Origin of the sequence: Gilliamella sp. Nev6-6 (assembly GCF_001690605.1) — a bacterium.
GTDB classification, from domain to species: domain Bacteria; phylum Pseudomonadota; class Gammaproteobacteria; order Enterobacterales; family Orbaceae; genus Gilliamella; species Gilliamella apicola_C.
This window is the reverse complement of sequence record NZ_LZHP01000091.1, coordinates 44619-64019: the sequence shown is the minus strand read 5'-3', so window position 1 is coordinate 64019 and position 19401 is coordinate 44619. Positions and strand designations below refer to the sequence as shown.

At 36.2% G+C, this 19401-nt stretch carries 16 protein-coding genes; 7 read left to right on the top strand and 9 right to left on the bottom strand.

Features of this window, described 5'->3' with window-relative positions; genetic code table 11:
- Complete coding sequence (gene ilvA / locus A9G42_RS11615) at positions 1-1542, top strand: threonine ammonia-lyase, biosynthetic (RefSeq protein ID WP_065653502.1); 1542 nt, start codon at positions 1-3, stop codon at positions 1540-1542.
- A 165-nt stretch (positions 1543-1707) separates the two neighbouring features.
- On the opposite strand, the gene A9G42_RS11610 is transcribed toward ilvA, so the two are convergent.
- Positions 1708-2607 carry an endonuclease/exonuclease/phosphatase family protein gene (locus A9G42_RS11610; protein ID WP_081302137.1) on the bottom strand — a complete coding sequence of 300 codons (900 nt, stop codon included), beginning with the start codon at positions 2605-2607 and terminating at the stop codon, positions 1708-1710.
- A gap of 736 nt (positions 2608-3343) precedes the next feature.
- Between A9G42_RS11610 and A9G42_RS11605 the strand changes: the two genes are divergently transcribed.
- The gene (locus A9G42_RS11605; protein ID WP_065653501.1) at positions 3344-4216 is read left to right on the top strand and encodes a hypothetical protein; all 873 of its coding nucleotides are present in this window, start codon (positions 3344-3346) and stop codon (positions 4214-4216) included.
- A gap of 130 nt (positions 4217-4346) precedes the next feature.
- Here the strand turns inward: A9G42_RS11605 and A9G42_RS11600 are convergent, their stop codons facing one another.
- Complete coding sequence (locus A9G42_RS11600) at positions 4347-5273, bottom strand: L-lactate dehydrogenase (protein ID WP_065581958.1); 927 nt, start codon at positions 5271-5273, stop codon at positions 4347-4349.
- 391 nt (positions 5274-5664) lie between these two features.
- Between A9G42_RS11600 and A9G42_RS11595 the strand changes: the two genes are divergently transcribed.
- Genes A9G42_RS11595 through A9G42_RS11580 form a run of 4 tightly spaced genes read left to right on the top strand, consistent with a single transcriptional unit; the run spans position 5665 to position 9181 of the window.
- Positions 5665-6585 (top strand): metal ABC transporter substrate-binding protein, encoded by a 921-nt coding sequence (locus A9G42_RS11595; protein WP_065653500.1) that lies wholly within the window; start codon positions 5665-5667, stop codon positions 6583-6585.
- Positions 6585-7475 (top strand): manganese/iron ABC transporter ATP-binding protein, encoded by an 891-nt coding sequence (locus tag A9G42_RS11590; protein ID WP_065653499.1) that lies wholly within the window; start codon positions 6585-6587, stop codon positions 7473-7475. Before A9G42_RS11595 ends, A9G42_RS11590 begins: the two co-directional genes overlap by 1 nt.
- A gap of 6 nt (positions 7476-7481) precedes the next feature.
- Positions 7482-8348, top strand: a complete 867-nt coding sequence (locus tag A9G42_RS11585; protein WP_065566711.1) for a metal ABC transporter permease — start codon at positions 7482-7484, stop codon at positions 8346-8348.
- Complete coding sequence (locus A9G42_RS11580; RefSeq protein WP_065653498.1) at positions 8345-9181, top strand: metal ABC transporter permease; 837 nt, start codon at positions 8345-8347, stop codon at positions 9179-9181. The genes A9G42_RS11585 and A9G42_RS11580 overlap by 4 nt, the downstream gene beginning before the upstream one ends.
- A 97-nt stretch (positions 9182-9278) precedes the next feature.
- On the opposite strand, the gene dnaB is transcribed toward A9G42_RS11580, so the two are convergent.
- The 4 genes from dnaB to A9G42_RS11560 form a co-directional block, all read right to left on the bottom strand.
- Positions 9279-10703, bottom strand: coding sequence for a replicative DNA helicase (gene dnaB, locus A9G42_RS11575; RefSeq protein ID WP_065653520.1), 1425 nt, complete (start codon positions 10701-10703; stop codon positions 9279-9281).
- A 54-nt stretch (positions 10704-10757) separates the two neighbouring features.
- The gene (gene truA / locus A9G42_RS11570; RefSeq protein WP_065580612.1) at positions 10758-11549 is read right to left on the bottom strand and encodes a tRNA pseudouridine(38-40) synthase TruA; all 792 of its coding nucleotides are present in this window, start codon (positions 11547-11549) and stop codon (positions 10758-10760) included.
- Positions 11536-12555, bottom strand: a complete 1020-nt coding sequence (locus A9G42_RS11565; protein WP_065566715.1) for an aspartate-semialdehyde dehydrogenase — start codon at positions 12553-12555, stop codon at positions 11536-11538. The genes truA and A9G42_RS11565 overlap by 14 nt, the downstream gene beginning before the upstream one ends.
- 266 nt (positions 12556-12821) lie before the next feature.
- Complete coding sequence (locus tag A9G42_RS11560) at positions 12822-13832, bottom strand: hypothetical protein (protein ID WP_065653497.1); 1011 nt, start codon at positions 13830-13832, stop codon at positions 12822-12824.
- A gap of 396 nt (positions 13833-14228) precedes the next feature.
- Between A9G42_RS11560 and A9G42_RS11555 the strand changes: the two genes are divergently transcribed.
- Positions 14229-15275, top strand: coding sequence for a LacI family DNA-binding transcriptional regulator (locus tag A9G42_RS11555; protein ID WP_065653496.1), 1047 nt, complete (start codon positions 14229-14231; stop codon positions 15273-15275).
- A gap of 76 nt (positions 15276-15351) precedes the next feature.
- Here A9G42_RS11555 and truB read toward each other — a convergent pair whose 3' ends face one another.
- From truB to infB, 3 genes are all read right to left on the bottom strand, one after another.
- Positions 15352-16254 (bottom strand): tRNA pseudouridine(55) synthase TruB, encoded by a 903-nt coding sequence (gene truB / locus A9G42_RS11550; RefSeq protein WP_065642890.1) that lies wholly within the window; start codon positions 16252-16254, stop codon positions 15352-15354.
- A gap of 61 nt (positions 16255-16315) precedes the next feature.
- Positions 16316-16693, bottom strand: coding sequence for a 30S ribosome-binding factor RbfA (gene rbfA, locus A9G42_RS11545; protein WP_065566718.1), 378 nt, complete (start codon positions 16691-16693; stop codon positions 16316-16318).
- 66 nt (positions 16694-16759) lie between these two features.
- The gene (infB, locus tag A9G42_RS11540) at positions 16760-19396 is read right to left on the bottom strand and encodes a translation initiation factor IF-2 (RefSeq protein WP_065580618.1); all 2637 of its coding nucleotides are present in this window, start codon (positions 19394-19396) and stop codon (positions 16760-16762) included.
- Positions 19397-19401 lie beyond the last annotated feature (5 nt).

Sequence of the window (19401 nt, the reverse complement as noted above, 5' to 3'; positions counted from 1 at the left end):
ATGAAACAACACAACAACAAGCTCACTGGTGCCGATTACTTAAAAGCAACACTATGTAGCGCCGTATACGATGTGGCCGATGTCACGCCTCTTGAAAAAATGGAAAAAATCTCAACCAGATTAAAAAACCAAATTTTTGTAAAACGAGAAGATCGCCAATTAGTCCACAGCTTTAAAATTCGTGGCGCCCAAGCCATGATAACTAGCCTGAGCGAAGAAGAACGCCAATGCGGTGTTATTGCTGCATCAGCAGGTAATCATGCTCAAGGCGTTGCATTTTCGGCAAGTAAGCTTGGTATAAATTCATTAATCGTAATGCCATTAACCACCGCCGATATAAAAGTCGAGGCCGTTAAAAGTTTTGGTGGTGAAGTACTCCTTTATGGTGCCAATTTTGACGAAGCCAAAACCAAAGCAATGGAGCTTGCCAACCAACAAAACCGCATTTTTATTCCACCATTTGATCATCCACTCGTCATTGCAGGACAAGGCAGTATAGCCATGGAGTTATTACAACAAAATGCTAAACTTGATCGCATCTTTGTACCTGTTGGCGGTGGAGGGCTTGCTGCTGGTATTGCGGTATTAATTAAACAAATCATGCCAACAATAAAAGTCATCGCCGTTGAGCCAGCCGATGCCGCTTGCTTAAAGGCCGCACTTGATGCAGGTAAGCCCGTTGATTTAAGACGTGTTGGGCTATTTGCTGAAGGTGTCGCTGTTAAACGAATTGGCGATGAAACATTTAGACTTTGTCAACAATATATTGATGACATCATCACCGTTGATAGTGATGAAATTTGCGCTGCTGTTAAAGACTTATTTGATGACGTGCGGGCAATCGCCGAGCCCTCTGGCGCTGTGGCTCTTGCTGGTTTAAAAAAATATGTAGATCAACATAACATCTGTGGTGAAAACCTTGCGCATATACTATCTGGTGCTAATTTAAACTTCCACAATTTACGTTATGTATCAGAGCGTTGTGAGCTAGGTGAAAAACGAGAAGCGCTTTTCGCAGTCACCATTCCCGAAAAGAAAGGCAGTTTTTTAAAATTTTGCCAATTACTAGGTGGGCGGGTGGTAACCGAATTTAATTACCGCTATCACGATGACCAATCGGCTTGTGTTTTTGTTGGTGTAAAAATTGCCCAAAGCAATGAAAAGGACGAAATCATACAAGAATTAACTGCAGCAAATTATGCCGTTGTAGATTTAACCGAAGATGAGATGGCAAAACTACATGTGCGCTACATGATTGGTGGCAAACCTTGCAAGCCTATTCAAGAGCAAGTTTACAGTTTTGAATTTCCAGAATCACAAGGTGCATTACTTAAATTTTTACAAATGCTAGGTACCAATTGGAATATCTCAATGTTCCATTATCGTAGCCATGGCACCGATTACGGACGTGTGCTTGCTGCATTCGAAATCGACGAATCAACCATTAACCAATTCAATCAACACCTAGCCGAGCTGGGTTATGGCTTTCACAACGAAACGCATAATCCATCACTTAAGCTATTTTTGATCAATCAAGATTAAAATCAATAATCACTATCCCCCCATCAGGTCGGATAGTGATTTAGCCAAAGCTATTCGCTAAAATAAAGGCAAAACAACTAAGCTCGTTATTGTTCAATAAGCAAAAATAAGATAGCTAAAAAACGGCACTATATTAAAAAGTTTTATGTTAAGGTCAATGTAAAACTAATTATTTTTTATAATCATTTGTACTGGGTAGTGATCAGAATAGTTATCGGTAAACTCATCTTTTAACACTTTTACATCCATGACATCATTTTTAAGCATTGGTGAAATATAAATATAATCATAGCGTAATGGTGTTGATGCTTGATCATAAAACACTTTAGTTGGCGCGGTAGCAACAAAATTTTTATTTTTTAACTTCAAAGCATCAATAAACCCAGCATCTAAAAGATTTTGCTGAACGGTATAACTTAACTGACCATCAACTAGGTTTTCTAAAATTGGGCGCTTTTTTTGTTTTTCTTTTATATCTTCAAGCAAATTACTTTTGTCATATTCGGTTTTATCCGCAGGTGAAAATGAATTTAAATCTCCCGCTATAATCCATTTGCCATGAGGATCATGGCTATATTTTATTGAATCAATAATAAGATTTATTTCATCTATTCTTTTTGCTGTCCAAAATGGGTTCATATGCGTAACAACAAAATGATATTTGCCAATATCAGCATATAAAGCACCATGCCACATATTATCAATCACTTTATTTACATTAATAATTGGGTATTTTGATGTAATTGCAACAGGGAAAAATGCAGCATCCTTGGGGGATTCTTTCAATAATACAGCATATTTATGTCCATAACTGGCAGCAAATTTCTCAAGCTTTTCACGAGTAAAAAAATTCATTTCTTGCCAAGCAATAATATCGGCATCTTGTGCTTTTGCCCATTGAATAAACTTTTGTTTTCCTTCTGATTGATCTAATTGCATGCCATTATAGGCATTATAGCTAATCATCTTTAATTGTTTTACATCATCAAGTGCAGCAAAAGCCGTTGAAGTACTGAGCATTATACCACTTATAATCGCGGCAAATTTTAATTTACTTTTATTCATAACAATATTCCTTCCTTTTCTTTACCTATTCAATAGATATTATATTGATTTAGTATCCAACAAATCTTTTTTTATAATTTATGTGATATGGGTCATATAATTTATCGAAATAATTGCTATATAGCGGCTAGCAGCTTTTTACTTGCTTAATGTTAATTAATAGCACCGCTACTTTTTTGCTAAGATTTATAAAGGTTAGACGCTTTAGAAATAAGCATATTTTTGTATTTAAAAACAGTTCAGAAAACCCATTGATTTTATTGAATTTTTTTCTTGGTGTTTTTAACGTGATTTTTATCCATAGTACTAAAGTTAACTTCTTGATTAAAAATCGTTTTTATTGCTATTACAAAAGCCTTTAACTAAAGGAGCATAATTCAATCGCCACCTTACTACAGGATGCTTTACTTGCTTGACTTAAACTCACTTTATATTACTTTTTGCAAACTTAGGGTATTTTATCAATACTCAACGTTAGGGTTAGGTACATATGGAATACCCATTGCCATCATTCCAGCGAGAATCAACACTACTTTCCGCTAGGCTTACCATAATATGCTGCTTACATTGAAAGCACCACTTGCCCAATGTCAATCAATGGTTATACGTTATACACTGCTTGCAATTGCTTTTATTAACGCTATATTATGCAAGTCATTGATATAATCAATATTAAAATAAGAAAAACCGTGTAATATCCTGCGGGTAAAAAAATTAACTTGGAAAACCGTTTGCCATGCAAAAATTAATATTGTTATTAGCACTATTGTTATTTAACTGGTTTAATGCTCATTATTCTTTAGCCGATACCCAAAAAGCATCATCTCAATATAAACATAGAGAGCACTTTGATACTTTTGATGATTTTTACCAAAGTTTACCCATCTTAACCTTACCATTTGATACTCATGCTTTGGCGAAAGGTAAATTTGTAGATAGCAAGTTTTTTCATTTTAATGACGAAGATTATCGTTATTATGATAATTCTTCTGATAAGGAACGACGTTATTTTACTTTAGAAAAGCTTACCGCTATTGGACGCTTTGAAATTGATAATATTCGATTTGTGATCTATCGCTTTACCTTTGATAGTGAAGGTGAAGGAATTATGGAAGATTTGACTATATTAAATGCTTTTGATGAAAATGGAAAATATTTAGATGAGCTTATTTTAACTGGGAAAACTGGGCATGAAGATCATATGTTTTTGTATTCGGCTTTAGCTCTCGATAATTTATTTCATGTCTATATAAAAAGCCATTATTCATTGCCGTATTTTATTGATGTTAAGGATAATAATTATCATCGTGAAAAAGATATAAATTTAACTTACCAGTTTAAAAACAATCAATTTTGGCGAGAAGAACATGCGCCAAACTGCCAAACCCTTGACCTTAAAAACTATTTAAACCAACTTATAAAAACACAGCTTGCAGATATTGCTGATGTTGCAGCGTTTAATGATTATATTGCTTGTTATCCAGTATCCGAAAACCTGGATACCTATAAAAAGATTGCTCACTATATTAGAAATACTCATTATCACTTTTTAAGTGATGCTGAATACTACAAACTTGAAAACCAACTTAACATCATCTTAAAAGATTAGTCATTATGATCTAAATCTATTTATTTTATGATCACAATTCCCTCCTATTCGTGGCGTGAATGAGAATTTCGCTACGAATGGATGACGATAAGCAAGTACTCTAATTGAGCAATAATAAAAATAAGTGCTGCTACGGTAATTTGATATGATCAATATACCCTTTTACAATATTGATACTTTTTTCAAAGAGTTGTTTTTCGTTGTCAGTAAAATCAAGTTCAATGACTTTTTTTATTCCATGCTGATCTAAAATAGCAGGCACACCAATAGCGACATTTTTATAACCATATTCTCCATTTAAAACACAGCTAAGTGCTAATGCACGGTGGCTATTAGTGAATATGTGCTGGCAAATTTCGGTGATGGTGCTAGCAATACCATATTCAGTACAGTGCTTTCGGTTAGCAATTTCAAACCCCATTTTTCTTGCTTGCGTTCCTATTGCTGCAAAATCAATTTTATTTTTTTCTAGATGATTAAGGTTTATTCCATAAACGGATGAATGTGACCAGACCGGAAATTGTGAATCACCATGTTCACCAACAATAAATGCGTCGATGCTTTGCGGACCAATATCCATTTGTTCGCCCAATAAGCGACGCAATCGCACCGTATCAAGCCACACCCCAGTGCCAATCACGCGGTGGCGTGGTAAGCCAGAGAGTTTCCAAACTTGATAGGTTATGGCATCACAAGGGTTAGTCGCAATGACAAAAATACCTTTAAAGCCGTTTTTCATCATATTAGGCACGATACTGGCAACAATTTTGGAGGTGCCAGCGAGTTCTTCGGATCGACTTTTTTGCGCAATGCCTGATGTAACAGTAATAATTGCGATATCAATATCAGCACAATCCGTTGATTCACGCAAACTCACTTTAACCATATTTTGTCGATAAGCCGCAGCATCTAACAAATCCTGCGCATGCCCATAGGCTAACTCTTTATTGAGATCAACAAGCGCAATTTCTTCACAAATGCCTCGGTTAACAAAGGTATAAGCAGTGGTTGAGCCCACATTCCCCACACCGATAATCATCACTTTACGTAATTTCATACTAACCCCTCGCTTGATTTTAAAAATAAGGTAAGGTATAACAACAAAGGTTCTTTTAATAATATACCTTTCGATATGCTCAATAAAGCAACATTGTTGTGATTTAATCAATTATATCTTTTGCTCTAGCTATTATTTAAATAGATGGAAGTATCTACTATTTAATTAAGTTTTATATAGAATGAACGAGTAATATAGCTCTATAAGTAATCAATGACGATAAGTACTGTGGATTTTTTAAAAATTTGACTTCCATTTGTTAATGATAATAATTATCATTAATGTTTGTTTTGTAATACAACTAATTCAAATACTAAAAATGCTCTTGATTTACGAATCACTTTTACAAAATTAGACAATTTTATTATTTGTTAATCCCAAGGAGTCGCTAATGAAGTTCAAGTTATCGAAAAAACAGACAACATTATTAAAGGTTGTTTTAACTTCATTTATCGCTTTGCTCACTCTGTCTAAATCGGCTCACGCAGAAGAAAAAAAATTCAAAGCGGTTACCACCTTTACCATTATTCAAGATATCGCACAAAATATCGCTGGGGATGCAGCTATAGTTGAATCTATTACCAAAGTAGGGGCTGAAATCCATGAATACGATCCCACACCTCAAGATATTACCAAAGTGCTTTCAGCCGATTTAGTTTTATGGAATGGGCTAAATTTAGAACTATGGTTTAAGCGTTTTTTTGAAGATGTAAAACATGTTCCGTCAGTTATCGTCACTGAGGGCATTGAGCCCATGCCAATTCAAGAAGGTAGTTATAAAGGGAATCCAAACCCTCATGCTTGGATGTCACCGACGCTTGCATTAACCTATATTGAAAATATTCGTGCTGCGTTTGTTAAATATGATCCTAAAAATGCAGAAATTTATAATAAAAATGCTGCTGATTATATTGCCAAAATTAAAGCACTTGATGCCCCACTGCGTAAACGTTTAGCGAAGATCCCTGAAAGCAAACGTTGGTTGGTGACAAGTGAAGGCGCGTTTAGTTATTTAGCCAGAGATTATCATTTGAAAGAGGCTTACTTATGGCCAATTAATGCAGAACAACAAGGCACACCAAAGCAAGTTAAAAACCTGATCGATCTTGTACGAAAAAATAGTATTCCTGTTATATTTAGTGAAAGCACCATTTCCGACAAACCTGCCAAACAAGTGAGTAAAGAGACTGGCGCTAAATATGGCGGAGTTTTATATGTTGATTCACTTTCCACACAAAATGGTCCCGTGCCAACTTATATTGATTTGTTAAAAGTGACTGTTGAAACTATCGCTAAAGGATTCGAACAATAATGACTCAAATTTGCTTAAATGTTGATGATATCACCGTGACTTATAATAATGGTCACACCGCAATTTATGATGCCAGTTTTTGCTTAAATGGCGGTACTATCTGTGCTTTAGTCGGCGTTAATGGTAGTGGCAAGTCGACTTTATTTAAAAGTATTATGGGAATGGTTCGCCCAACCCGAGGTAAGGTAACTTTTAATGATATCCCCGTAAAACAAGCCTTAAAGCAAAATATTATTGCCTATGTGCCACAAACCGAAGAAGTCGATTGGGATTTTCCTGTGTTAGTTTTTGACGTGGTGATGATGGGACGATACGGCCATATGTCTTTTTTACGTATTCCAAGTAAAGAAGACCAAAAGCAAGTCAATATGGCACTTGAAAAAGTTAATATGTTGGATTTTAAACATCGGCAAATTGGCGAACTTTCTGGCGGACAAAAAAAACGCGTTTTTTTAGCGCGCGCCTTAGCGCAACAAGGCAAAGTACTATTGCTAGACGAGCCTTTTACTGGCGTTGATGTTAAAACTGAAAATGCCATTATTGATCTTTTGAAAGATCTGCGTAAAGAAGGTCATTTAATTTTAGTTTCAACCCATAACTTAGGTAGTGTGCCTGAATTTTGTGATCAAGTGGTATTAATTAACCAAACTGTTTTGGCTTTTGGTCCAACGAAAACCACTTTTACACCACAAAATTTAATGACCACTTTTGGTGGTGCATTGCGTTATCTTAGCTTGTCAGGCGATAAATTGCATGAAGATGAAGATCCTCGTAAAGTATCAATACTAACTGATGATGAACGTGCCGCAATTTTTTATGGGGAAGGAAAACACGACTCACCTCATCGAAATTTGCTGGTTGATCATACCCAAAACAGATCAAAAAGGTAACATAAAATGGAACTTTTACTTGAACCATTCACCTACGGCTTTATGCTTAAAGCCATTTGGGTCAGCAGTATTGTTGGTGCAGCTTGTGCTTTTTTGTCAGCTTTTTTGATGCTAAAAGGTTGGTCACTAATGGGGGATGCGCTTTCCCATTCTGTCGTGCCAGGTGTGGCTGGCGCATATGCACTGGGCTTGCCTTATTCAATTGGTGCCTTTTTTACTGGTTTACTTGCTGCGCTCGCCATTACTTTAGTTCGTGCCTTTACGCGATTAAAAGAAGACGCCATTATTGGCTTTATTTTTTCAACTTTTTTTGCGATTGGATTATTAATTATTTCGCTCAACCCAACCTCGGTTAATGCTCAAACCATTATATTTGGAAATATCCTTGGAATTGATGATAATGATATGTGGCAAGTCCAAATTATTATCTTAATTTCATTTGTCTTGTTACTGCTTTTTTGGAAAGATTTATTAGTGGTTTTTTTTGATGAAACCCATGCTAGATCAATTGGATTAAAACCTTTAAAACTTAAAATCCTATTTTTTACTATTTTAAGCGCATGCACTGTTGCGGCATTACAAACTGTTGGGGCAATTTTAGTGATTGCCATGGTTGTCACCCCAGGAGCAACCGCTTATTTACTGACGAATCGGTTTTCGCGATTATTGATGATTTCTGTTTTCATTGGTGCTATAACGAGTGCTGTTGGTGCTTGGATTAGTTACTTTTTAGATGGTGAAACTGGTGGCGTTATTGTGACATTGCAAACGCTAATCTTTATTGCTGCCTTTCTATTTGCGCCAAAGCAAGGGTTAATTGTAAACCGCCTCAAAATTCGTCAAAGTCGATTAAACAAAGGGGAAAAGGTATGACTGAGTGTTGGGAATTTATTTATTATCCACTTACTCTTCCTCTTATTCAACGCGCAATTTTAGCTTCATTAGCAACGGGCCTAGTTTGTGCGCTGCTTTCTTGTTTTTTGGTTTTAAAAGGCTGGTCACTAATGGGTGATGCGGTTTCACATGCCGTTTTACCCGGCATTGTGCTAGCCTATTTAGCCGGCATTCCCATCATTATAGGCGCTTTTGCCTCGGGCTTATTTTGCTCGGTTGCAACCGGTTACATTAAGGAAAATAGCCGAATAAAAGAAGATACCGTCATGGGCATTGTCTTTTCAGGCATGTTTGCCTTTGGATTAGTACTTTTTTCAAAAGTAGATACTTCACAACATTTAAATCATATCTTATTCGGTAATGTGCTTGGTACGAGTTATGACGAACTTAAACAAATTATTTTCATTGCCGTTATAGTATCAATTTTAATTATTATTAAACGTCGTGATCTCATGCTTTACTGCTTCGATCCTGTGCAAGCCAAAGTTGTTGGGCTGCCCGTTAAGCTACTGCATTATGGTTTATTGAGTGTGTTGGCTTTAACTATTGTAGGATCGCTGAAAGTGGCTGGAATGATTTTAGTGATTGCGATGCTAATCGCTCCAGGCATAATTGCTTTTTCGCTAACAAAACGCTTTGAACGAATGTTAATGGTTGCCGTATTGGTTTCGGCATTTTCAACCGTTATGGGTACTTTAATAAGCTATTATGCTAATGCGTCAACCAGTGCCTGCATTGTTATTTTACAAGCAACTATTTTTTTGATTGCTCAAATTTATCAGTTTATTGCTAGCAAAAAAACTCACCGTTAACCGTGTTTCTAAAGTGGTTGTTTTAACAAAAAATAACAGCGTAAAATATATCTTTTATATTTTTTACGCTGCTCCTAATGTTTATTAAGTTTAATCGTTATTCATCATCAAAATATTTACTGGAATCAGCATAATTATCAAAACGCGAAAATTGACCTTGGAATTTTAATCGTACTTTACCAATTGGACCGTTTCGTTGTTTTCCTAAAATGATTTCTGCAATGCCTTTATGTTCAGATGCTTCATTATAAACCTCATCACGATAGATAAACATAATCACATCGGCATCTTGTTCAATTGATCCTGATTCACGTAAGTCTGAGTTAACTGGTCGTTTATCGGCACGTTGCTCTAAGCTACGGTTAAGCTGTGATAATGCTACAACGGGAATTTGTAGTTCTTTGGCTAAGGCCTTTAACGAACGTGATATTTCGGCAATTTCAAGCGTTCGGTTTTCAGATATATTCGGTACGCGCATAAGTTGTAAGTAATCAACCATGATCATACTTAACCCTTTGTGTTCGCGATAAATTCGCCTTGCTCGTGAACGAAGTTCCATTGGCGTTAAACCCGATGAGTCATCAATATAGATGTTTTTCTTTTCAAGTAATAATCCCATCGTACTTGAAATTCTTGCCCAGTCATCGTCTTGTAATTGCCCTGTTCGAATGCGTGTTTGGTCAACACGTGAAAGCGAAGCTAGCATACGCATCATAATTTGTTCTGATGGCATTTCTAAGCTGAATATTAATACGGGCTTTTCTTGCTCTAAGGCGGCATTTTCGCACAGGTTCATGGCAAAAGTGGTTTTCCCCATTGATGGACGAGCAGCAATAATAATTAAGTCTGAACGCTGTAAACCTGCTGTTTTTTTGTCTAAATCAATATAACCCGTTGAAACACCTGTCACGCCATCATGTGGGCGTTGGAACAGCTCTTCAATTTTAGCGATAGTGGCTTCTAATACTTCGGTAATGCTTTTAGGACCTTCGCCTTGTTTCGTTCGGCTTTCGGCAATCTGAAAGATTTTACTTTCTGCAAAGTCTAAAATTTCAGTGCTATCTCGACCCTGAGTAGCGTAACAGTTATCAGCAATTTCGTTAGAAGCACTGATAAGCTCACGCAAAATGGCTTGTTGGCGAATAATATCACTATAAGCAACAACATTAATTGCACTTGGTGTGTTTTTAGAAAGCTCAGCCAAATAAGCAAAGCCACCTACATCCGTTAATAGATCCTTACTCTCTAAGCTTTCCGAGAGCGTAATTAAATCGATCGGCGTTCCTTTACCAACCAAAGTATGCATTTCAGAAAAAATAAGCTGATGATGTCGCGAGTAAAAATCACGCTCAGTAATCATTTCAGATACTGAATCCCAACGTTGGTTGTCAAGCATTAAACTACCAAGCACCGCTTGTTCAGCCTCAATTGAATGTGGTGGAAGCTTAATATTATGCAAATTTGATTTTTTCGCTTCTTGATTTTTATAATCTTTGTTTATGCTTGTTTCATTAGTGTTCATTACATTCATCTTTTTAATTCATTCATTTTTAAATAATCTAATTTATTTAATCAGTTATTTTAGAAACAAGGGGCCTAAATCCTGTGTTGGTATTTGATATTCAGATGGGTAATCCACCTGAACCAAGTATAACCCGTCAGGTTTTGCCGTTGCAGCAGCTTGCGTTCTGTCTTTAGCTTGTAATAACTCATCAATCCATTTTGGATGTTTATTACCGGCACCTACTTCAAGTAAACTGCCTACAATATTGCGCACCATGTGGTGAACAAATGCATTGGCTTTAATATCAACAACAATATATTCACCTTGTCGCCAAACTTCAATATGATGAATATTACGCCATGGGGTTAATGATTGACACTGCGCCGCTCTAAACGAGGTAAAATCATTTTCACCTAATAAATATTGTGCAGCTTGATGCATTAAGGTTTCGTCCAGTGGCAAATAATAATGTGATACTCCTTTAGCTAAAATCGCCGGTCTATAACGGTGATTATAGATCACATAACGGTAACGCCGAGCCGTTGCGCTAAATCTCGCATGAAAGTTATCATCAACCGTTTGCGACCAACGCACTGCAATATTATTAGGTAAATGCGAATTAACGCCCATTGTCCAAGCACTAGGTGATCGCACTGTTTGGGTTTCAAAATGAATAACTTGCCCTGTTGCATGTACACCGGCATCGGTTCGACCAGCGCAAAATACGTTTATTGGTGAATTAGCAATAATCGATAGCGCAGATTCCAGTCGCTCTTGGATGGAGTCAACAGCGCGTTGCCGTTGCCAACCAAAGTAATCACTACCATCATATTCAATACCCAGAGCAATTTTACAGGTAGTCATTAATGAGGATCTCAAGTGTCTCAATTAGCATTAGCGCCCCTAAATAACGGATATTATCAGCAACAGACCAAAATTGAATTTGTTCATAATGACCATAACTGTGTCTTAAATTCGATAATTTAATAGTTAGCTGATTTTCTGATTCAGCGCTGACTTCAGTTACCGGAGTTGGTAAGTTATCGTTTTGCACCTCAACACCAAACTCACCAAAACGGCTCATATCTAATTCAATTGGCAAGCTACTTGATACATTAATGGCTTGTGACACGCCATAAAACACCGGCACAATAACTGACTCAATCGAGACCGGTAAATCATAATTACTAAGTACTTTACGAATTTGGTTAACTTGTGACTTTTCACCTAACATTGAGTCATGATGTTCGTGCGATATAGGTAATAAGTTAAATGCTAATTGTTTGTCAAATAGTTCATTATCAACTGGCATACCATTTAGTAAACGAGCACTTTGTCCAGCAAGCTCATCAACACCAGGCTTACCATACAAAGATGCAGGAATAAAACTGGTAGCATGTAAATTAGTTAATAATTCAATGTCAGTTAAAGACGCAACACATCGCAACAATTGGCATACAGTCGCACTTGCTACCGCTATAATGTTTTCATTACGATATTCGGTTAATACACTATTATTAACTTTTGGCACGACTAATGGAATGTGGTCTTGCTCGGCAAAATAACCACTTGCATCAATAACCACACAACCCGATTCTGCCGCAATTTGCGCATAAGTTTCACTAACTTTAGCGCTAGCCACAAAAAAGGCAAAATGACACTGGCTCCAGTCCATTTGTGCACTATCGGTGACAGTTAAATTTTTGCCAGCATAACGAACAACTTCGCCAGCACTATTATCACTACCAACTAAATAAAGATTGTCAATTTTTAAACTATTCTCTTGTAAACTACGTTGTTGTAATAATTCAACTAGCGCAGAACCCACTTGTCCTGTCGCACCAACAATAGCAATATTCCATGCAGACATATTTATAACCCAACTAATAAAAAAATTTAGCAATAATTATACCACTATATTGCTCAATATAGCGGAAAAAGATATTTGGTAGTAGCAATAGATGATTAGATCTTATCGAGTAGTTTATATAAATGTCTAAATAATTCATTGTGTTAAATTTACTTTATTGTTTTAACCTTTCAATGATTTAGTCTTATTCAAATCTGCATGAACTAATTTATCTTTTGCAAATAAATTTTATGATAACCAATGAGTATAGGTTATTACCTCCCATACTAATTGGCTAACTCACTTTCTATGTGTTTTATTGCTTGTCGTTGCTGTTCAATTAAGCAAGTCAACACTTTGTTTAAATAAGGATCAATATCCCGTTCATAAATTGGCGCTAGCGTTGTTAAACAAGCTTTATTCATATTTTCATTTAACAGTGAAAACGATTCTTGCTGATGTTTTTTGTTATCAAGCAATTTTATTTTCTTTTTTAGCTGATCTTGATAATAATTATATACTCTAAAACCAAGGCTATAATCAGAAAAACCAGTACTAGGCAATTGATTAAAAAGTTCAATTGACTGTTCTAATGTTATACCGTACTCAACAGCGCCTTCATGAAAATAGGTATTAAATTGATTTGGGTAAATGATTTGGTAAGTTGCTTCTGGCGCTCCAATTAATACTTCTTTAAGCATAAATTTCATATTACTTGTATCAATATTGTAATGTTTCCACAATCGAGGAAACGTTCCAGACTGAGATTCTATTGGTTCTGATTTTATAGACGATAATGTATAAATATCGCCACTTGGTGCTATATAGTAATATTGAAAACCATGCCAAAGATCTGGATTATCAGAAAAAGCGTTATTTGCTAATAATAGTTTATCACTTACCTGATTTTTGTTGATCAAAGATAATGTAATATTTCTTCCTAAATTAGGTAAATATTCTTGATTTTTGCTATCAGGGTTAGCTAGAGCAATGCCCAATTTCAGTTGAAAATCGTTACCATTATAAACAAGAGAATCATCATTGATTAAATCATCTAATTTTTTAAAATCAAATTTTAAATTATGCAATGGGCAACGACTGTTATATTTTACCTTTTCTTTTTTATCAAGTTTTTGATATTCATCTTCGTTCCTTAAACAATCCTGTTCTAATTGATATAAATCAACCTTAGCAAAGAATGGCTCACCACGATATTTGGGATTAATATCAAGAGTATGACCATAAGTAAAAAAACTCAGTATCAATAGCATTGCATTAAAGAAATGTATTAGTTTCATATATTATTGTTACTACCTTATTATTAGCGAAGTAATTCAATTATATATTTTTTGTCAATTAAGTAAAACTTGCTCTTTATCTGTTTATAGTGCAAAGCGCAATATCGATAACTAACGCTATATTCACTATACATTAAATGCATCCCTAGCTGTTGATTAATTATTTACTCATATTTTTAATTACCAAGCTGACATTACACTCTATTTGGTCATGTATTAAGGTGAAAATATGGTTGCTTCCATAATTTTCAATCAAACATATTAATTTGAGCTTTATTAAATAAATTATGCTGGATGTTTTGGAACACAGATCCAAAAAATAAATGCTATCGGATTACAAATTGGAAGCTTACCGCTAAAGTAATCAATCATAGTTATCACTTAAGATTATTCATTATGGCAAAAAGCACACTATCAACCATTGCAAAACAAGCTAATTTATCAATAGCCTCAGTATCAAGGGTTTTAAATAAACCCCATTTAACCTCGCCAATAACGCAATCTAAAGTGTATAAGGCCATTGAAGAACTAAATATTGACATTCATGACAATTTTAAATCATCGATGAATGCTAATGGCTCAAATAAAATACTTGTACTTGATAATCAATTTATCACTCGAACTTTAATAAATTGTGGTTTGGAACAAACCTTGAAACAGGCAGGTTATATCATTTTTTATTTTCGCTTTCCTTATCAAACTAAAAAAGATATTTATTATTTAATTAAATATATTAACCAAAACAATTTTGCAGGCATTTTAATCATTAATGACGCAGCCTATTTATCAGAATTAAGGCATTTTAAAAAAATCTTACCGCCACTTGTTCTCATTAATCATTTTTCGCTTAATTATGCATGTGTCTATTTTGATCATTTAGTCATTGGCTACCAAATAACACAATATTTGCTAAATAATTCACATACTAAAATCGCAGTTTTATTTAATGATAACAATAATCATAGCTCCATACTTTTTTTGCAAGGCTATAAACAAGCTTTGTTAAGAAAAAATATAACGATTAATACAAATTATCTTATTCCAAATTGCATTACTTATGAGCATGGCAGATCAGCAATTAAAAGGCTAATCAATAGTAATAATCCCCCAACAGCTATTGTCTGCTGTGATAATACAAATTTAAATTATTTGGATGAGAATTACCACAACGAACAACATTACCTATCGCCTTATAGTGTCGTTTTAGGAGCCGTACATCAGGCCAATGAAAGTGAAGCTCAACTTATGCAACCATTAATCATTACTTATCTTAGTCATTCGCAAAATAGGCAATATAATGAATTAGATAGGTTAAGCCGAATAAATAAGCCTTTGTATGAAATGGGGAAAGCGTCCGCAACTTTTCTTTGCAAACGCATAAACAATAACAAAAAAACAATCAAACAATGTCATATTATTGAAGCTGAATCAATATTTTATTGAGCTATACATTTACATGTTCTTTTCACTAACTTTTTTAGCCAATAACACTAAAAACTATATACAATACAAAAGGATATTAAGAGATTGATACTAAGCGTTTTGGTGACAGTTGCCTAAATCGTTGCGTTCCTACGCCAATAAATTGTTTGCCTTGATAGATTCTTACTTGTGTTTCAACTGGTATGCTATTATCAAGTTCAATACTCCGCCCGAATAAAATGTCTTTACCTTGCTCATCAGTTAATGTTACTTTTTGGCAATCTTGTAAGGCGCTATCAATTGGCATTAGCAACTCATCTTTCAACACCATATTTTGTAAATCATCTAAAGTGACCATTTTTTCAATTGGGTAATTAGCAACTTGTAATCGTCTTAAATAAATAACATGTGCCCCACACCCCAGTAGCTCACCTAAATCATCAATAATGGTTCGAATATAGGTTCCTTTAGAGCAATGTATCTCTAACGTTAATTCGTTTTTTACGGTATCAAATTGGATAAATTGATTGTCATAAACGGTAATAGGTCTTGCCTCTCGTTCAATAACAATACCTTGGCGAGCATATTCGTAAAGTGGTTTACCTTGATATTTCAATGCCGAAAACATAGTTGGCACTTGTAAAATGTCACCGCGAAAATGCGTTAATGCTTCATTAATTTGCGACTCGCTTATATTAACCGGTTTGCTACAAATAATTTGACCGTCAGCATCAGAAGTATCAGTACGCTCGCCGAGTTTAGCTATTACTCGATAACGTTTGTCTGAATCTAATAAATACTGAGAAAACTTAGTCGCTTCACCAAAACAGATAGGCAGCATGCCTGTCGCTAATGGATCAAGTGCCCCTGTGTGCCCTGCTTTTTTGGCATTAAATAGTCTTTTCACCTTTTGCAGTGCGTCGTTTGATGTCATACCTTGTGACTTATCTAGCAACAAAACGCCGTGAATATCACGGCGGGCTTTTTTTATATTCATCATTTTTATATTGAAACACATGTTTACCTGAAAATTTTGACAAATATCAGGGTTGTTTTTAATATTAATCTTTGTGACGCTCATTATCTTGTTTAATCACATCCGCAACCAAACTCGACATCTGCATACCTTTAACTAATGACTCATCATAAAAGAATTTGATTTCAGGAATGATTCGCAAGCTCATAGCTTTGCCAATTAAGGTACGAATATAACCTTTAGCTTCATTAAGGACTGTTAAACCTTGTTCGATAACTTGTGGATCATCATCATTTAAGAACGTCACAAAAACTTTAGCGTACGAAAGATCACGCGAAATATCAACACCTGAAACGGTTACCATGCCTAAACGTGGATCTTTAATTTCACGTTGTAGGATAATTGCAATCTCTTTTTGTAATTCATGTCCAACCCGAGATGAACGATTAAATGCTTTTGCCATATCTATTTTCCTTAAAATATGAATAAGCAAGGCGTAAACCTTGCTTATAACATGATAGCGTAATAATTAGATCGTACGCTTGATTTCGATAGTTTCAAAGACTTCGATCGCATCGCCGACACGAACATCGTTGTAGTTACGCACACCAATACCACATTCCGTTCCGTTGCGAACTTCGTTGACATCATCTTTAAAACGACGCAATGACTCAAGTTCACCTTCGTAAATAACCACATTATCACGCAGTACACGAATTGGATTATGACGTTTAACCACACCTTCAGTGACCATACAGCCGGCAATTGCACCAAATTTAGGCGATTTAAATACATCACGCACTTCAGCAAGACCGATAATTTGTTGTTTATACTCTGGCGCAAGCATACCGCTCATTGCTTGTTTAACTTCATCAATGAGATCATAAATCACTGAATAGTAACGTAAATCTAAGTTTTCTGATTCAATCACTTTACGTGCGGATGCATCAGCACGAACATTAAAGCCCAAAATAATCGCATTTGATGCAGCAGCTAGAGAAGCATCGGTTTCTGTGATCCCCCCCACCCCTGAGCCAATAATTTTAACTTTAACTTCATCTGTTGAAAGTTTAAGTAATGAGTCAGAAATCGCTTCAGCAGAACCTTGAACGTCCGCTTTTAATACGATATTAAGTTCAGAAACATCGCCTTCTGTCATGTTAGTAAACATGTTTTCAAGTTTCGCTTTTTGCTGACGAGCAAGTTTTACATCACGGAATTTACCTTGTCGATAAAGAGCAACTTCACGCGCTTTCTTTTCGTCACGTACAACGGTAGCTTCATCACCAGCAGATGGCACACCAGACAAGCCGAGGATTTCAACCGGTATTGATGGACCCGCTTCTGTTACTTCTTTACCAAGTTCATTACGCATAGCTCGAATGCGTCCATATTCAAATCCACAAAGAACAATATCGCCTTTACGTAAAGTTCCTGATTGAACAAGCACTGTTGCAACAGAGCCTCGACCTTTATCAAGGAACGACTCAATAACTACGCCACTTGCCATACCTGATTCGTATGCAGTCAGTTCAAGTACTTCAGCTTGTAATAAAATAGCTTCAAGAAGTTGATCAATACCTGTTCCCGCTTTTGCCGAAACATGAACAAACTGCGTATCTCCGCCCCAATCTTCTGACATGACACCATATTGAGCTAGTTCACCTTTTACACGCTCGGGATCGGCTTCTGGTTTATCAATTTTGTTTACCGCAACAACCATTGGCACATTTGCCGCTTTAGCATGTTGGATAGCTTCAATGGTTTGTGGCATAACGCCATCATCAGCTGCAACAACAAGTACAACTATATCAGTTGCTTTAGCTCCACGAGCACGCATTGACGTAAAGGCCGCATGGCCTGGAGTATCTAAGAACGTAATTTCGCCATTAGCGGTTTTCACATGGTAAGCACCAATGTGCTGAGTGATCCCACCTGCTTCGCCTGAAGCAACTTTTGCTTTACGAATATAATCAAGTAATGAAGTTTTACCGTGGTCAACGTGCCCCATAATGGTGACAACAGGAGCGCGTGCGACTTTTTCTGCACCAGTATCACGATCACTCATCAGTGATTCTTCTAGTTCATTTTCACGACGAAGCACAACTTTATGCCCCATCTCTTCAGCAACAAGTTGCGCTGTCTCTTGATCAATGACCTGATTGATGGTTGCCATTGCACCCATTTTCATCATTGTTTTGATTACTTCTGAACCTTTTACTGCCATCTTATTAGCTAATTCAGCCACAGTGATGGTTTCACCAATAACAACATCGCGATTAACCGCTTGAACAGGTTTATTAAAACCCTGTTGTAAGGTGCTTTTGCCTTTCTTTTTATGGCCACTACGTGTTGCTGCGCGAGCTTCTTCTCGCTCTGCTTTACCTTCTGATAATTTGCTACCTTTTTTCTGCTTGGTCTGTTTAGTGTTGCGACCTCGCCCACGAGCGCTTTCAACTTCACGATCAGTATCGTCTTCAGCTGCTCTAGCGTATTTAGAGGTTGTCACATGATAATCTTCATCTTCGGTATTATCATTATCTTCAACATCGTTATATTGTTCAGCTAGCTTACGAGCTTCCTCTGCCATACGTTTAGCATCTTCCTCTAATTTTCGGCGACTTTCTTCTTCAGCTTTACGTTTAATTTCGTTAGCTTCTGCCTCTAAACGTGCTTTTTCTTCTTGGGCTTTTTTCACTTTTGGATCAACTGAATGTTCTTGCGCAGCTTTAGCTTTTTCTTCTTGGGCACGTTTTTTCGCTTCTTCTGCAGCTTTCTTCTCTTTTTCTTCAGCTTCTTTACGAGCCTTTAATTCGGCTTCTTCCTTCGCTTTTTGCTCAGCTTCAAGACGAGCCTTTTCTTGCTCGGCAGCAATTTCAGCTGGATCGCGTTTGACAAAAGTTCGTTTTTTACGAACTTCTACTTTGATTTCTTTGCTTTTGCCACCACCGCTCGACACATTCAAGGTTGAGTGCGTTTTACGTTGCAATGTTAACTTTGTTGGGCCTTGCTGAGGTTTTAAATGAGCAAGCAAAGCTTCTTTTTCCTTTTGTGTCACAGTATCTGATGCTGATTTATTCATACCTGCATCGGCAAACTGTTGCAAAAGTGTTTGCACTGGAGTGTTTATCTCTTGAGCCAGTGTTTCGATTGATACTTTGGTCATGTATT

Excerpts from the sequence above, each read along its gene's own strand:
- A9G42_RS11610 (WP_081302137.1), bottom strand. The coding sequence starts at position 2,607 with ATGAATAAAAGTAAATTAAAATTTGCCGCGATTATAAGTGGTATAATG.
- A9G42_RS11595 (WP_065653500.1), top strand. The coding sequence starts at position 5,665 with ATGAAGTTCAAGTTATCGAAAAAACAGACAACATTATTAAAGGTTGTT.
- rbfA (WP_065566718.1), bottom strand. The coding sequence starts at position 16,693 with ATGGCAAAAGCATTTAATCGTTCATCTCGGGTTGGACATGAATTACAA.
- dnaB (WP_065653520.1), bottom strand. The coding sequence starts at position 10,703 with ATGAACACTAATGAAACAAGCATAAACAAAGATTATAAAAATCAAGAA.
- A9G42_RS11580 (WP_065653498.1), top strand. The coding sequence starts at position 8,345 with ATGACTGAGTGTTGGGAATTTATTTATTATCCACTTACTCTTCCTCTT.
- A9G42_RS11555 (WP_065653496.1), top strand. The coding sequence starts at position 14,229 with ATGGCAAAAAGCACACTATCAACCATTGCAAAACAAGCTAATTTATCA.
- A9G42_RS11590 (WP_065653499.1), top strand. The coding sequence starts at position 6,585 with ATGACTCAAATTTGCTTAAATGTTGATGATATCACCGTGACTTATAAT.
- truA (WP_065580612.1), bottom strand. The coding sequence starts at position 11,549 with ATGACTACCTGTAAAATTGCTCTGGGTATTGAATATGATGGTAGTGAT.
- truB (WP_065642890.1), bottom strand. The coding sequence starts at position 16,254 with ATGATGAATATAAAAAAAGCCCGCCGTGATATTCACGGCGTTTTGTTG.
- A9G42_RS11585 (WP_065566711.1), top strand. The coding sequence starts at position 7,482 with ATGGAACTTTTACTTGAACCATTCACCTACGGCTTTATGCTTAAAGCC.
- A9G42_RS11560 (WP_065653497.1), bottom strand. The coding sequence starts at position 13,832 with ATGAAACTAATACATTTCTTTAATGCAATGCTATTGATACTGAGTTTT.
- A9G42_RS11605 (WP_065653501.1), top strand. The coding sequence starts at position 3,344 with ATGCAAAAATTAATATTGTTATTAGCACTATTGTTATTTAACTGGTTT.
- ilvA (WP_065653502.1), top strand. The coding sequence starts at position 1 with ATGAAACAACACAACAACAAGCTCACTGGTGCCGATTACTTAAAAGCA.
- A9G42_RS11565 (WP_065566715.1), bottom strand. The coding sequence starts at position 12,555 with ATGTCTGCATGGAATATTGCTATTGTTGGTGCGACAGGACAAGTGGGT.
- A9G42_RS11600 (WP_065581958.1), bottom strand. The coding sequence starts at position 5,273 with ATGAAATTACGTAAAGTGATGATTATCGGTGTGGGGAATGTGGGCTCA.
- infB (WP_065580618.1), bottom strand. The coding sequence starts at position 19,396 with ATGACCAAAGTATCAATCGAAACACTGGCTCAAGAGATAAACACTCCA.